Source organism: Nocardia brasiliensis ATCC 700358 (assembly GCF_000250675.2).
GTDB lineage: Bacteria > Actinomycetota > Actinomycetes > Mycobacteriales > Mycobacteriaceae > Nocardia > Nocardia brasiliensis_B.
Map to the genome: position 1 here is coordinate 4,820,488 of NC_018681.1, position 17,202 is coordinate 4,837,689.

General features: G+C 70.1%; 2 protein-coding genes (1 of these 2 only partly in view). One reads left to right on the forward strand and one right to left on the reverse strand.

What is annotated here, in order from left to right; genetic code table 11:
* Nucleotides 1-561, forward strand: a complete 561-nt coding sequence (locus tag O3I_RS21490; RefSeq protein WP_014985081.1) for a TIGR03086 family metal-binding protein — start codon at nt 1-3, stop codon at nt 559-561.
* Here the strand turns inward: O3I_RS21490 and O3I_RS21495 are convergent, their stop codons facing one another.
* Nucleotides 562-17,202 carry the 3' portion of a non-ribosomal peptide synthase/polyketide synthase gene (locus O3I_RS21495; protein WP_014985082.1) on the reverse strand. 4,104 nt of this gene lie beyond the right edge of the window, so 16,641 of the gene's 20,745 nt are visible here — the last part of the coding sequence; its start codon lies off the right edge, out of view — the gene reads right to left on this strand; it ends in the stop codon at nt 562-564.

The following is a 17,202-nucleotide window of genomic DNA, read 5'->3' on the forward strand; positions in this document are numbered from 1 at the left end:
ATGGCTGAAACGACCCCTTCTCCCGCCGACCGCTATCGTGCGCTGGCGCAGACCTTCACCCGCAAAGTCGAGGCCGTCCCGGCGACCGGCTGGGACGCCGACTCGCCGTGCGCCGACTGGACCGCACGCGATGTCGTCCGGCACGTCATCGACAGCGAGCGCGATATCGTGCGGATGGTCGGGCTCGAGCTGCCGCAGGGCCCGTCCGTCGACGACGATCCGGCCGCGGCGTGGGCCGCGACCCGCGCCGCTGTGCAGGACATTCTCGACGATCCCGCGCGGGCCACCCTGGAATACGACGGCCACTTCGGCCGCACAAACCTCGCCGCGACGATCGAGCGCTTCTACTGTTTCGACCTGGTCGTGCACGGCTGGGATATCGCCCGCGCCACGGGGACCGACGCCACCATCCCCGCCGCGGATCTCGAATGGGTCGAGGGCGTGGCGCACTCGCTCGGCGACTCGCTGCGCATGCCCGGAGTTTGCGGGCCCGCCGTCGAAGCCCCCGCCGACGCCGACGAGCAGACCCGCGTCCTCGCCTTTCTCGGTCGCGCGCACTGATCACAGCAGCTCGTTCAACATCCGGCCCACGCGGTGCATGTTCTCGGGCCGGTCGAAGTCGCCGTGCGCGCAGTCCACTTCGCGCACGTCGATCCGGCCGCCGACATGGGGCCGCCAGGCTTGCTCGAACTCCGCCGCCGCGTCCGTCGTGCGATTACCCTCCTCGTCGATCGCGGCGCCGAAGACGGTCAGGTCCCCGTCGAAGAACGGCGAGGTGAAGCCGTCCAGCAGGGTGCTGTTGTTGATCAGCACCTTGGTCGCCTGCGCCACCAGCCGCTGGATCACCGGGGATTCGAGTTGCTCGCCGAAACGGTCGGCCGCCCAATCCCGGATGCCCGCCATGGCTTGCTCTTCCGAGATATCGGGATCGTCGTCCGAGGCCACCGGCGGCTTGCTGTCCAGGATGCCGAGGAACCCGACTTCCCTTCCCCGCCTGGTGAGTTCGCAGGCCAGCGCGTGCGCGACGATGCCGCCGTAGGACCAGCCGAGCAGGTAGTAGGGGCCCTCGTCCTGCAGGGCGACGATCCGGTCGATGTAGTCGGCCACCATCTCGCCGAACGATGCGGCGACCGGCCCGCCGTCGAGCCCGCGGGACTGGATGGCGTACACCGGCCGGTCGGGCAGGTGCCCCCCGAGTTGCTGATAGAACCAGCCCAGACCGCCACCCGGGTGCAGGCACCACAGCGGCTGCTGCCCGCCGGAACTCTTCAGCAGCAGTACCGGATCGAAATCCGTGCCCGCCGTGGCGCCTTCGTCGAGCCGCGGCACCAGCTGGGCGACGGTCGGCGCGTCGAAGACCACCCGCACCGGCACCTCCACCCCCAGGGTCGCGCGAATCCTGCTGGTGAGCCGGGTCGCCAGCAGCGAGTGGCCGCCCAGCGCGAAGAAGTCGTCGTCGATACCCACCCGTCCGACACCGAGGATCTCGGCGAACAGCTCGGCCACGGTCTGTTCGCGCTCGGTACGCGGGGCCCGGTACTCGTTGGCGGACAACAGTTCCGGATCGGGCAGTGCGGCACGGTCGAGCTTGCCGTTCGCGGTCAGCGGGAGCGCGTCGAGCACCAGCACGGTGGCGGGCACCATGAATTCCGGCAACCGGTCCCCCGCCCAGCGGCGCACCGCCGCGGCCAGCAGGCCCGCCTGCGGGTTGTTCGCACAGGCCGCCGGGCTCGCCGTCGGCTCGTACACGTCGGCCAGCGGCCGCCCGTCCCGGGTCTCGGCGTCGAGGAACACCGCGTCCATGTATCCCGTTGTGGCGGACCAGGTCACGGCGGTGGTGTAGCCCTGCGCGGAGCCCAGCACGTGCAGTTCCTCCGGCAGCAGGCCGGTGTCCGGTCGCACGGCCCGATCGAGTGTTCCTTCGAAACCCACTGCCTTCGAGAGCGATTCCGGTTCATCCGGCACGGGCTGCCCACCTCGGATCAGCTCCGCCGCGGCGACCTCACCGACCAGCCCGGCGTGCGGAATACCGGTGATCCGCAGGCCGTCCGAATGACCGTTCCGCAGGAGCGCGCACAGCCAGTCGTAATCGCGGTACCCGGCTTTCGGCAGATCCGCCACCGAAAGCGGTTGCGCCGGCGCCTTCCACAGCACCACGTCGTAGCGGTAGCGGTTCAGCTCGTTGACCGAATGCCCGCGCTTGAGCTCGATATCGACGGCGTCGAAACCACATTCGCGCCCGAGCGCCGTGAAGTACTCCGGCGCGAGCAGCAGTTCCTGTTCCGCGGCGATATCGCGGCGCACCCGCTCCCGCACGGCCACGGCGTCTGCCCCGCCGTGGCGAACGAGTTGCACCGCGGTCGTGAATTCCGTCAGCAACGCGAAATTCCGCACGTCGCCGACGAATACCGCGCCGCCCGGTGCGAGCACTCGCAGCACCTGTTCGAGGACCTTGCTGAGGTAGGCCTGGCTCGGGAAGTACTGGACGACGGAGTTCAACACCACGGTGTCGAAATGACATTCGGGCAGCCCGGCCGGATCGTCGGCCGGACGGGCGCTCAAGAAGACATTGGCCGCCCATCCGGCGTCGACGCGCGCCAACTGGTCGCGTAGCTTCCCGATCGTCTCCGCCGACAGGTCGGTGGCCCAGTACTCGGCGCATTCCGGGGCCAACTGCGACATCAGCAAACCCGAACCCACACCGATCTCCAGCACCCGACGCGGACCCAACTCCCGAATCCGATCCACCGTCGCCGCCCGCCACTCCCGCATCTGCGCCAACGGAATCGGCGCGCCCGTGTAACTGCTGTTCCACCCACCGAAGTCCGAGGCCAGTTCGTCCGCGCGGGCCGGTTCATCGCCGGGTTCCGCCGCCGCTTCCGCGCCGCCGGTCACCCCGGAATAGAGGTCGTCGTAGACCCGGCGCCACTGCCCGACCAGTTCGTCCTCACCGACCACCGGGCCGGCCTTGTCCGCGACCACGTAGCCCACCAACTGTTTCCCGCCGGTGCCGGTCGCGCGGGCCAGTACCACCGCCTGCGCCACCGAGGGATGTTGCGCGAGCACGCTTTCCACCTCCCCCGGCTCGACACGGAAGCCGCGGATCTTGACCTGATCGTCGGCGCGGCCCGCGAACTCCAGCACCCCGGCGGCGGTCCACCGCACCACATCCCCCGTGCGATAGAGCCGCCCACCGGCCGGATCGAACGGGTCGGCCACGAACCGCGCCGCCGTGAGACCCGAGCGGCCGAGATAGCCGCGCGCCAATTTCGCACCGGCGACGTACAACTCACCGGCCACCCCCACCGGCACCGGCGACAACCACGAATCCAGCACGTATACGCGGGTATTGGCGACCGGAGCGCCGATCGGCACCGTCGCCCCGGACACTGCGCCGGGCACGACATAGGACGTCACATCCACGGTCGCCTCGGTCGGACCGTAGAGATTGTCGATACGGGACACACCGCAGGTGGCCCGCAACGCCTCGACCAGTCCGGCGGAAAGACTGTCGGCACCGGTGTTCACCTGCCGGAGGCTCTGGAAAGGCTTGCCGGGCAACGCCTCCGAGTATTCGACCAACGCCGCCAGCAGCGGTGGCGTCGCGAACATCTTCGTCACCGCAGCTGTCTGGACCAGCCGCGTGATCTCGGCCGGATCCGAGCGCTGTGCGCTCGCCATCACGAGTGCCGCACCCCCGCACAGCGCGGGCCAGATCTCGTACGTCGATGCGTCGAAGGCGATCGAGGAATGCACCAGCACCCGGTCGGAGAGGCCCGTCGACCACGCCTGTGCCACCAGGTTCACCACGTTCCGATGCGTGATGCCGACGCCCTTCGGTACACCGGTCGAGCCGGAGGTATAGATGACGTACGCGAGATTCTGCGGCCGCGGCGGATCGAACCGGTCCGCGTGATCTGCCTCGGACGTGGTGATCGCCTCGAGTTCCACCCGCGGCGTCGCCGTCTGCGGCAGCACTGCGGCGGTGGCCGAGTCGGTCAGCACGACCACCGGTGCCGCGTCGGCGAGGATGAACGCCAACCGATCCGCCGGGTAGCCCGGATCGATCGGCAGATACCCGCCCCCGGCCTGCACGATTGCCAGCAGCGCGACGATCAGGTCCGCAGAGCGCGGCAAGGCCACCGCGACGACGCTGTCCGGCCCCACACCGCGCGAAGCCAGCACGCGCGCAAGCTGATTCGCGCGCACGTCGAGTTCGCGGTACGAAAGCTCGGTGCCCGCGCAAACGACGGCGACGGCCTCCGGGGTCGCCTCGACCCGGCGCCGGAACAGGTCGACCAGGGTCAGGTCCGGCTCGAGCGCGACCGCGGTGTCGTTCCACGCGTGCACGACCAGGTCGCGCTCCTCGTCGCCGAGCACGTCGATCGAGCCGACCGGCGCACCCGGGTTCGCCACCACCTGCCGCAGAACCCGGACGAATCGCGTCGCGATGGCCTCGACCGTGGTGTGGTCGAACAGGTCGGTGGCGTACTCGATGAACGCGCCCCACGGCTGCCCCGCCGGCGCGTCGGCGATGTTGAAGAACAGATCGAACCGCGCTGTCGCCGTGGATGCGTGGTACGGCTCGAACTCGACCCCCGCGAACTCCAGCGTGGGCAGCGCGTTGTTCTGGAATGCCAGCGACACCTGGAACAGCGGATGCTGCGCCGCCGAGCGCACCGGGTTGAGCATTTCCACCAGCAGTTCGAACGGCGCGTCCTGATTCTCGTACGCGGCAAGCGCTTTCGCCCTGATCGCACCGACGAGGTCGGTGAACGACGCGGCCGGCGTGACCCGGGCGCGCAGCACCCAGGTGTTGACGAAGAATCCGATCAGGTCGGTCAGGGCCGCGTCGGTCCGGCCCGCGATCGGCGCGCCGATCGGAATATCCTCGCCCGCACCGAGTTCGAACAGCAGCACGGCCAGCGCCGACTGCAACACCATGGACACCGTCGCCCCTTCGCGCACGGCAAGGCGCTGCACACCCGACCGGGTCTCGGCGTCGATCCCGAAGACGACCATATCGCCGCGGTAGCTCGCGACCCGGGGCCGCGGCCGGTCGGTGGGCAGTCGCAACTGTTCGGGCAGACCGTCGAGTTCGGCCCGCCAGTAGTCGAACTGCCGCGCCAGCGCGCTGTCCGGATCGGCCGGCGCACCGAGCAGTTCCTGCTGCCACAGTGTGTAATCCACGTACTGCACCGGAAGCGGATCCCAGCCGGGCACCCGGCCGTCCACCCTGGCCGTGTAGGCGGTCGCCAGGTCGCGCAGCAGTGGCGTCATCGACCAGCCGTCACCGGCGATGTGATGGATCAGCAGCACCAGCACGTATTCGCCCGGCCCCGAACGCAATACCGTGACCCGGATGGGGATCTGCGTCGACAGGTCGAACCCGAATCGCACCGCCGCGGTCACCGCCGCGTCCACCTCGTCCGGCGACACCTCCGTGAGCTGCACCGGCACCTCGACACCAGCCGCGGCCAGCACCCGCTGACCGGGCACCCCGTCGGTCTCGACGAAGACCGTGCGCAGCGTCTCGTGCCTGGCCACGACGTCACCGATCGCGGCGGTCAGCGCGGCGACGTCCACGCCACGCAACCGGACGGCCAGCGGAATGTTGTAGGTGGCGGACGGGCCTTCCAGGCGATGGATGAACCACAGCCGCCGCTGCGCGAACGACAGCGGCACCACGTCCGGTCGCGGGCCCGCCGTCAACGCGGGCCGGACCCGGGCCGCCGGGTCGAGCCGGTCCGCCAGTCGCGCCACGGTCGGCGCGTCGAAGACCGCCCGGATCGGCACCTCCACACCGAGCTCCACCCGGATCCGGCTGATCAGGCGGGTGGCGAGCAGCGAGTGGCCGCCCAACTCGAAGAAGTTGTCGTCCAGGCCGATCCGGTCGCGCCCGAGCACTTCGCCGAACAGTTCGCTCAGCACGCGTTCGCGCTCGGTGCCCGGAGCCCGATACGGCAAGGCGGACAACAGTTCTGGGACCGGCAGGGCGGCTCGGTCCAGTTTGCCGTTCGCGGTCAACGGCACCCGGTCGAGCACCAGCACCGCCGCGGGCACCATGTACTCGGGCAGGCGGCCCGCAATGAATTCGCGGAGCTGGGCGCCGTCGAGCCGATCCGCCGGGTCGGCGGGGACCGCGTACCCGATCAGCTGCTTACCGCCGATTCCGGTGTCCCGCGCGAGCACTACCGCGCGCGCCACTGAAGGATGCTGCGCCAGCGCGGTTTCCACCTCGCCCGGCTCGATCCGGAAACCACGGATCTTCACCTGATCGTCGACCCGGCCGACGTACGCCAGTTCCCCGGTGCTGTCCCAGCGCACCACGTCTCCGGTGCGGTACAGCCGCCCGCCCGCTGGATCGAACGGATCCGCGACGAACTGTGCGGCGGTCGCGCCGGGTCTGCCGTGGTAGCCGCGGCCCAGTTGCTCGCCCGCCACGTACAGCTCTCCCGTAACTCCGACCGGCACCGGCCGCAACCACGGATCCAGTACGAAGGCACGCATATTGGCCAGTGCGGCACCGATCGGTACCACGGCGGCCACGCTGCCGTCGGCGCTCTCGAAACCGCGACAGGTCGCGAAGGTCGTCGTCTCCGTCGGCCCATATCCGTTCACGACCCTGGTCTCGGGGCATGCGCGCAGAGCGCGGGCGAGCACCTGCGCCGGCAGTTCTTCGCCGCCCGCCCACACCTGCCGGAGCGCACCGAGCGCTTCGGGGCAGTGCTCGATGAACAGCTCGAACAACCGCGTGGTGATGAAGGCCGCGCTCACCCGGTGCGCCAGCATCATCCGGCCCAGCGCCGCGATATCGGTGCGCTCCGGCGGCGCGACGACAACCCGCCCGCCGCCGAGCAACGGCACCCAGATCTCGTATGTCGACGCGTCGAAAGCGACCGAGGAATGCAGCAGGACGGCCTCGTGCGCACCGCCCTGCCACACGGGTTGGGCGGCGAAGGACACCACGTTGCGATGGGTGATGGCAACGCCTTTGGGCACACCGGTCGAGCCGGACGTGTAGATCACATAGGCCAGGTGCTCCGGACGCACCCTGGTAGGCAGGTCGCCGCCGTCGAGATGCTGTCCGGTATCCAGCGTGTCGAGGTAGAGGCGGGGAGTTGCACCGTGGGGCAGCGCCGCCGCGGTCGCGTGATCGGTGACGAGCACCGTCGGCTCGGCGTCGGCGAGAATGAAAGCCAGCCGATCCGAGGGGTAGGCCGGATCGATCGGCAGGTATGCGCCACCGGCTTTCAGCACCGCCAGCAGCGCCACGAGCAGTTCGGCCGACCGCGGCAACGCCACCGCCACGACGGAGTCGGGACACACCCCCTTCGAAACCAGAACGCGAGCAAGGTTTTCCGACCACAGATCGAGATCTCGATAGCTCAGCTCGGCATCCGCACAGACGACCGCGACCGCGTCCGGGTTCGCGGCCGCCCGGGCCCGGAACTGCTCCGTGATCGTGCGCTCCGGTATCGCGGCGACCGCACTGTTCCAGCGGCGCAGCACCGATTCCCGTTCCTCGGCGCCCAACAGGTCGATGGCCACCACCGGCACCTCTGGATCGCGCACGACCTGTTCGAAGATCCGCACCAACCGCGCGGCCAGCGCCTCGACCTCGGCTCGGCCGAAGACGTCGGTCCGGTATTCGAGATGCAGGTCGAGCACCGGGCCGCCGTTGGCGATGAACGTCAGCGGATAGTGCGAGGGCGAATACGGGTGCAGGTCCGCGATGGTGATGCCGCTCGTGCCCGCCGCCGCGCCGATGCCGCTCTGGTCGACCGGATAGGACTCGAAACCGATCAGCGTGTCGAACAAGACGTTCAGGCCGGTGACCTGATGGATCTCGGTCAACCCGATGTGGTGCTGGTCGAGCAGTGCCACCTGCCGGGCCTGCAGGTCCGTCAGCAGGTCGGCGATCGTATCGCGCGTACCGAACCGCACCCGCACGGGAACGGTGTTGATGAACAGACCGACCATCGCGTCCACGCCGGGAATCGCGGGCGGACGACCCGAGACGGTCGCGCCGGTGAGCACATCGCGGCGTCCGGTCGTCGCGGCGAGCAACATCCCCCAGCCCGCCTGCACGACGGTGTTCAAGGTGACGCCGAGTGCGCCGGCGCGCCGGTTCAACCCGGCCGCCGTCGCCGCGGACAGCGGCACGGCAACGTGCGCCACCCCGTCGGCCGCACCACCGTCGTTGCCTGCGAGCAGGGTTGGTTCGGTGACCCCGTCGAGTTCCTGCGCCCAGGCTTGCCGGGCGGCACGGGAGTCCCTGCGGTGCCACCACTTCAGGAACTCTCGGTAGGCGGGCGGCTGTGGCAACGCCGTCTGGTCGCCGCGGGAACCGTAGAGGTGCAGCAGGTCTCGCAGCAGCAGCGGCAACGACCAGCCGTCCAGCAGCACGTGATGGGCGGTCAGAATCAGCTCGCAACGGTCGTCGGTCATCGGCACCAGCGTCAGCCGCAGCAGCGGCGGCTGCGTCACCTCGAAGTGGGTGCGCCGGTCTTCGTCGAGCAACCGGTCCAGCGCCGCACGACGCGCGGACGCCGGGGTGCTGCGCAAATCAACTACCCGCCAAGGCAGTTCGACCGCATCGAGCACCGCTTGGACCGAATCGCCCTGGCCGTCCGTCACGAAACCCACCCGCAGGTTCGGGTAGCGATCGAGCAGGCCCTGTCCGGCTGCCCGCATCCGTTCCGAATCGACCGCTCCGGCCAGCCCGAAGACGACTTGCATGTGATAGGCGTCGAAGCCCGCGCCCGCCAGCACCTGATGGAACAGCAGCCCCGACTGCATCGAGGTCAACGGCCAGACGTCGACCAAGCGCGGGTATCTCGCCTCCAACGCTTCGATCTCGGTCTGTGTCAACGTCACCAGCGGCAGATCCGACGGTGTCAGGCCACCGACGCCGAGACCGGCGTGCCGGGCCAGGCCGGTGGCCGCGTCCCGCCACAACTCGGACAGTTCGCGGATCTCGTGCTCCGGCAGTACGCCTGCGGGCGCGGCGAACACCGCCTGCAGCACCGGTCCCGCGGCGGTGTCGATCACCATGGCGTTCACGTCCAGTACGGCGATCGCGGGTCGCTCCGACATCGCCGGGTCCAGTGGCGTGATCAGTTGCTCGCCGTCGACCGCGGGTGTCCAGCCCGCGCCGCGCAATCGCGCGGGTAGCAGATCGGCCGACGTGAACCGCCCGAGGTAGTTGAACCCGAGCTGACCGGCCGAAAACGCCTGCAGCACAGCCTCGGTCTCGGGATTGAGGTAGCGCAGCAGGCCGTACCCGAGGCCCTTGCCCGGGATCGCGCGCAGCTGTTCCTTCACGGACTTGAACAAGGCGCCCGCCGCCGGGCCCCCTGCGCAGAGCTGGTCCCACGCCTCGGCGTCGGCGCGCAACCGTACCGGGAACATGCTCGTGAACCAGCCGACGGTACGCGACAGATCGGCACCCGCGACGGTGTCTTCTTGGCGCCCGTGCCCTTCCAGCCGGATCAGCACCGAGTCCGCGCCTGCGCCCCGGCCGGCCCGCCAGCGGGTCACCGCCGCGGCCAAGGCCGCCAGCAATCCGTCTTCCACGCCACCGTGGAACACCGCAGGCAACGCGGTCAACAGGGTCTCGGTGACCTGCACCGGCATTCGCACCTCAACGTGCTCGACGGTGGACATCACGTCGATCAGCGGGTCCAGCGCTCGGCTGCCCAGTGCCGGGTCGGGGCCGTCGAGTACCGCACGCCACCAGGACATTTCCGCCACGCGCTCCGGACGGTTCGCCTCGTCGGCGAGACCGTGCGCCCACCGCCGCATCGAGGTGCCGACGCCCGGCAGTACCGGAGCGACGACCCCGGCAGCCACCTCTTGCCACGCGGAAGCCAAGTCGGGCAGCAGGATTCGCCACGACACCCCGTCGACCACCAGGTGGTGCGCGACGAAGGAGAGCAGACCGGGATGGTGCGGACCGTGGTCGAACCAGACGAACTGCACCATCACACCCGCCGCGGGCATCATCCGGCCGACCGCCGCCGCCACCTGCGCGACGATCACTTCGGCCCGGTCCGCCGGATGCGCCGCGAAGGCCGCCGTTTCGACGCGGTGCAGCACGCGGTCCACGTCCACCGCGCCGGGCGGCGCGACTTCGAGCCCCGCGCCGCGCTCGTCGTCGACCAGCCGCGCCCGCAACACATCATGGCGATCCAGCACCGCGGTCAAGGTCGCGACCAAACCCGCCCGATCGATCCCCACCGGCAGCTCGAGCAACAGCGACTGCGTGAAACTGTCGAACCCGGCGCCCAATTCGCGGACGAAACGCGCCACCGGCAGCAGCGGCAGCCACCCGACACCGCCACCGGGCAACTCCGCCAGCACGGGGGCAGCCACGTCGCGCGTGAGCGCCACCGTGGCCAGCGCCGCGGCCGTCCGCTGCTCGAACACCTCGCGCGGACTGATCTCCACACCCAATTCCCGTGCCCGCGAGACGACTTGAATCGATCGGATACTGTCGCCGCCCAGCTCGAAGAAGCTGTCGTCGACCCCGACCCGATCTAGTCCGAGCACCTCGGCGAACACCTCGGCCAGCAGCCTTTCCTGACGGGTACGCGGCGCCCGGTACGCCACCGAGGAACTCAGCTCCGGCTCCGGCAGCGCCCGGCGATCCACCTTTCCGCTCGCGGTCAGCGGCATCGACTCGAGCACCAGCACCGCCGTCGGCACCATGTAGTCCGGCAAACGCTCGGCGGCGAAGCGGCGGACCTCGCCGACGTCGAGTTCGCCTGCGCTCGGGCCGGTTCGGTCCGCGACCACGTATCCGATCAGCTGCTTGCCGCCCCGATCTCCGGCGCGGGCCTGTATGACCGCCTGGGCGACGGACGGGTGTTGCGCGAGTACGGTTTCCACCTCGCCCGGCTCGACGCGGAAGCCCCGGATCTTGACCTGATCATCGATCCGGCCCGCGAACTCCAACTGCCCGGCGTCGTTCCAGCGCACCACATCACCGGTGCGATACAACCGCCCGCCCGCCGGGCCGAACGGATCCGCCACGAACCGTTGCGCGGTCAACCCCGCTCGGCCCCGGTAGCCGCGGGCCAATTGGGCGCCGGACACATACAACTCGCCGGCCGTACCGATCGGAACCGGCGTCAACCACGGATCGAGCACGTATACCCGGGTATTGGCGACCGGCGCACCGATCGGCACGGCCGCACCGTCGATCCGGGCGGGCACGACGAACGAGGTCACGTCCACCGTCGCCTCGGTCGGGCCGTAGAGGTTGTCGACGCGCAGGCCCGCGCAGCCGGCGCGCAGAGTGTGCACCAACCCCGAGGTCACCGTGTCGGCACCGGTGTTCACCTGGATCAGGCTGCGCAACGGGTTGCCGGGCAGCGACTTCGCGAAGTCGGCCAAGGCGGACAGCAGGGGTGGCGTGGCGAACATCTTGGTCACCGACCGGTCCCGCACCACCTGCGTGATCTCCGCCGGGTCCGACCGCTCTCCGGTGGCGAGCACCAACGTCGCTCCCCCGCACAGCGCGGGCCAGATCTCATAGGTGGACGCGTCGAACGCGATCGACGAATGCACCAGCACCCGCTCCCCCGGCCCCGCGAACCACGCCTGGGCGACCAGGTGCGCCACGTTGCCATGGGTGATGGCAACGCCTTTCGGGACACCGGTCGATCCCGACGTATAGATCACGTACGCGAGATGCTGCGGCGTCACCGCCCGCGCCGGCCCGGTTCGTCCCGTCCCGCGACCGGTCGCCGCGGGTGCGTCGAGTTGCAGCCGCGGCGTCGAGGTCTCGGGCAGCTCTGCACCGGTCACCGAATCCGTTACCAGGACAACCGGATCCGCATCGGTGAGCACGAACGCGGAACGCTCCGACGGATACGCCGGATCGATGGGCAGGTAGCCGCCGCCGGCCCGCAGAACGCCCAGCAGTGTGACGATCAGGTCCACGGACCGCGGAAGCGCCACCGCCACCACGTCATCGGCTCCGACGCCACGCGCGACCAGCAGCGCGGCCAGGCGATCGGCCCGCGCGGCCAGTTCCCGGTAGGACACCTCCACCTCGCCGCAGATCACCGCGACGGCGTCCGGTGTGCGCGTGGCCTGCGCCTCGAACAGCTCGGTCAGGGTGCCGCCGGACACCTCGAGCGCGGTGTCGTTCCAGCGGCGCAGCACCAGTTCGCGTTCGTCGGCACCGAGCAGATCGATCGAACCCACGGGGACATTCGCATCCGAGATCACCTGCCGCACTATGCGCGCCAGCTGCTCGGCCATCGCCTCGATAACGGGCCCGCGGAACAAGTCCGGGCGGTACTCCAGGCGCAGTTGCAGTGCGGGGGCCGCGCCCGCGACGAGGGTCAGCGGATAGTGGGTCGGCGCGTCGGCCCGCAGCCCGGTGATGGCGAGACCGCTGCGGTCGGCCGCCGCGCCGATGCCGGTGTAGTCGACCGGATAGGACTCGAACCCGATCAGGCTGTCGAACAAGACATTCAGACCGACGGCCCGATGGATCTCGGCCAAACCGACATGCTGGCGGTCCAGCAGGGCGACCTGGCGCGCCTGCACGTCGGCCAGCAGGTCCGCGAGGCTGTCGCGCGGATCGAACCGCACCCGGACCGGAACGGTGTCGATGAACAGCCCGACCATCGAGTCCACGTCCGGGATCTCCGGCGGGCGACCCGATACCGTGGCGCCGGCGACCACATCGTTGCGGCCGGTGGTCTTGGCGAGCAGGACGCCCCACACAGTCTGCACGACGGTGTTCACGGTGACGGCGAGTTCCTTAGCGCGCCGCGGCAGCGCGGCCGCGGTGTCCGCGTCCAGCGGCACCGCGATCTGCTCGACCTCTGCCGCGCCCACGTCGCCGCCCGGCCCGGCGAGCAGGGTCGGTTCCGCGAACCCGTCCAGCTCGTCGGCCCAGGCCCGGGCGTCCGCGTGCCCGTCGCGCTGCGCCAGCCAGGTCAGGAAGTGCCGGTAGTCCGGTGCTTGCGGCAGTGCATCGACTGCACCGTCGCTGCCGTAGAGGTGCAACAGGTCTCGGATCAGCAAGGGCAGCGACCAGCCGTCCAGCAGCACGTGGTGGGTGCTGAACAACAGCTCGGCGCGCGCGTCGGTCAACTGCACGAGCGTCAATCGCAGCAGCGGTGGCCGCGCCATGTCGAAATGCGTGTTCCGGTCCGCGAGCAGCAGCCGCTGCAAGGCGGCAGCGCGCGCACTTTCGTCGAGCGCCCGCAGATCGACGGCGTGCCAGGGCAATTCGACCGCGTCCACGACGACCTGTACCGGCTCGCGTCGTACGCCTTCGACGTATCCCGCCCGCAGGTTCGGATGACGATCCAGCAGCGCGCGACCGGCCGCCCGCATCCTGTCCGGATCCACCTGTCCGGCCAGTTCGAACACCACCTGCATGTGATAGGCGTCGAACCCCGATTCGGCCAGCGCCCGATGGAACAGCAACCCCGACTGCATCGGCGTCGTCGGCCACACATCCACCAGGTGCGGGTACTCCGCCTCCAAGACCTCGATCTCGGCTTGGTCCAGCGCCACCAGCGGCAGATCGGACGGCGTCAGCCCGCCCGCGTCCGGTCCGGTGGCACACCGCGCGACACCGACGGCCGCGCGCCGCCACAGCTCGGCCAGTTCCGCGGTCTCGTCCCGCCGCAGCACGCCAGTGGGAGCCGCGAACACCGCTTGCAGGACAGGACCTTCGGGGGTGTCTACGACCAAGGTGGTGACATCCAGCGCCGCGAGCGCGGGCATCGCCGGATGCGGGGCCGCGGTGGCTGCCGCACTGTCCTGTGACGGCGTCCAGCCCGCACCTTGCCGACGGTCCGGCAGCAGATCACCGGAGGCCAACCGACCCAAATAGTTGAACCCGATCTGCCCGGTCGAATACTGCCGCAGCACTTCGGCACTCGCCGGATCGAGATAGCGCAGCAGTCCGAATCCGATGCCCTTGTCCGGGACCGCGCGCAGCTGCTCCTTCACCGCTTTCACCACCGCGCTCGCGACCGGGCCGCCCGCGCAGAGTTGATCCCACTCGGCCACCCCGGCGCGCACCCGAACCGGGAACACGCTCGTGAACCAGCCGACGGTACTGGACAGTTCGGCACCCGGCACGGTGTCTTCTTCGCGGCCATGGCCTTCCAGCCGCAGCAGCACCGAATCGTCGCAGGCATCCCCGGCGTGCTCCGCGCACCGGCCGCGACTGTGCCGCCAATGGTGCACGGCCACGGTCAATGCCGCGACCAGACCGTCCTCGGCGCCGCTGTGGAACGCCGCGGGCAACGCGGTCAGCAGTGCCTCGGTCACCCGCACCGGCAGCTCGACCCGCACCTGCTCGACGGTCGCCATCACGTCCACGGCCGGGTCCAACGGCCGCGCGCCCAGCACCGGATCGGGACGTTCGAGTACCGCTCGCCACCACGGCAACTGGCCGGTCCACCGGGAGCCGGTCGCCTGTTCGGCCAGTCCGTGCGCCCAGCGGCGCACCGACGTGCCTGCCATCGGCAGCACCGGCACCGCACCGGTTTCCACCTGCGCCCAGGCGGCGGCCAAGTCCGGCAACAGGATTCGCCAGGACACCCCGTCGATCACCAGATGGTGCGCGACGATCGACAGCCGACCCGGCCGCGCGGGCCCGGCGTCGAACCAGACGAACTGCACCAGTACCCCGGCCGCCGGAGCGAGCCGGGCGACCGCGGCTTCGACCTGCGCGGCGCGCACCGCGGCGCACTCGTCGGCGTCCCGGTCCGCGACGTCCACGCGGTGCAGGAGGCTGCCCACGTCCACCGCGCCGACCGGTGGCACTTCGAGCCCCGCGCCGCGCTCGTCGTCGACCAGCCGCGCCCGCAACACATCATGGCGATCCAGCACCGCGGTCAAGGTCGCCAGCAAACCCGCGCGATCGATCCCCAGCGGCAGCTCGAGCAACAGCGACTGCGTGAAACTCTCGAAACCCGAACCCAGTTCCCGGACGAAACGCGCGACAGGCAGCAACGGCAGCCACCCCACACCACCGCCGGGCAACTCCGTCAGCACCGTGCCGTCGACGCCGCGCTCGACCGCGACCGCCGCCAGGCCCGCCGCCGTCCGATACTCGAACACCTCGCGCGGGCTGATCCGCACCCCGCGTTCCCGCGCCCGCGAGACGACCTGGATGGACCGGATGCTGTCGCCGCCCAACTCGAAGAAACTGTCGTCGACTCCGACCTTCTCGACCCCGAGCACCTCCGCGAACACGGTCGCCAGCACTTGTTCCGGTGCGGTCCGCGGCGCTTGATAGCGGGCCGAGGAGACGAACTCGGGGTCCGGCAGCGCGGCGCGATCGAGTTTGCCGTTCGCGGTCAGGGGCAGGGCGTCCAGCACCGTCACCACCGCGGGCACCATGAACTCCGGCAGTCGCGCGGCGACGAAGCCGCGCACCTCGGCGCCGTCCAGCTCGTGTTCGGCACCGGTAGCGACCACGTAGCCCACCAGCTGGTTGCCTCCGGTCTCGGTCGCGCGGGCGAGTACCACCGCCTGCGTCACCGAAGGATGCTGTGCCAGAGCGGCTTCCACCTCGCCGGGCTCGACCCGGAACCCGCGGATCTTCACCTGATCGTCGGCCCGGCCCACGAACTCCAGCACGCCCGCGGCGGTCCAGCGCACGACGTCGCCGGTGCGGTACAGCCGCCCGCCGGCCGGATCGAACGGGTCGGCGACGAACCGCGCCGCCGTCAGCCCCGCTCGGCCCTGGTAGCCGCGCGCCAATTGCGCACCGGCCACATACAATTCACCGGGCACGCCCAGCGGCACCGGGTTCAGCCACGAATCGAGCACGTACACCCGCGTATTGGGCACCGGTCGACCGATCGGGATCGCGCCGATCGCGTCCGGTTCGGCGTCGTGGTCGGTCACGCACGCCGTGGTCTCGGTGGGTCCGTAGCCGTTCATGATCTGCAAACCGGCAGCGTGTGCAGTCGCCTTGCGGACTACACCCGCGGTCAGCTCGGCGCCGCCGGCGATGATCCGGCGCAGCGACCGCAACGGGGTGGCGGGCAACGACTCCCCGTGTTCCAGCAGTGCGGCAAGCAGTGGCGGCGTCGCGAACATCTTCGTCACCGAGCCGGTCTCGATGAGCCGGGCCAGCTCCGCCGGATCCGAGCGCTCGGCACCGGCCAGCACGAGAGTCGCGCCACCGCACAGCGCGGGCCAGATCTCATAGGTGGACGCGTCGAACGCGATCGAGGAGTGCACCAGCACCCGCTCGCCGACCTCGATCGACCACGCCTGCGCCACCAGGTGCACCACGTTGCGCTGCGTGACGCCAACGCCTTTCGGCACGCCGGTGGAACCGGAGGTGTAGATCACGTACGCCAGGTTCTGCGGGTGCGGCAACCGCTCGACGTCCGTGCCCGCAGGCCACTCACTGTCCAGGCACAGTTGTGGCGTCGCCGAGTCGGGCAACAGCGGCGCGGTCGCGGAGTCGGTCAGCACGACGACGGGCGCGGCGTCGGTAAGCACGAACCGGAGCCGATCCGCGGGGTACGCCGGATCGATCGGCAAGTATCCGCCGCCCGCTTTCAGCACGCCGAGCAGCGCCACGATCAGCTCCGCCGTCCGCGGCAGGGCCACGGCGACCACGGCATCCGGGCGGACGCCCTGCGCGACGAGGAGCTGTGCGAGCCGGTCGGCGCGCGCATCGAGTTCACGGTAGGACAGCTCGACCTCCGCGCAGACGACCGCGATCGCCTCCGGCGTGCGGGCGGCCTGTGCCTCGAACAGTCCGGCCACCGTGGTCTCCGGGACGTCGGCGCTGCCACCGTTCCACCGGCGCACCATCGCATCCCGTTCGCCGGGTTCGAGCACGTCGAGGCGGCCGACGGGCCGGTCCGGGACGGCGGTCACCTGCCGCAGCACGCGCAGCAGCCGCGCCACCATCGTCTCGACCGTGGCCCGGTCGAAGAGTTCGGTCGCGTATTCCACCAGGCCGCTCCACTGCTGACCGGCGGGTGCGTCGGCGATGTTGAAGAACAGATCGAAGCGCGCGACGCCCAGCGACACGTCGTAGGGCGCGAACTCGGTGCCGTGCAGGTCGAACGTCGGCAAGGTGTTGTTCTGGAAGGCCAGCGACACCTGGAACAGCGGATGATGCGCGGCCGAGCGCACCGGATTCAGCAGTTCCACCAGCAATTCGAACGGAATGTCCTGATTCTCGTAGGC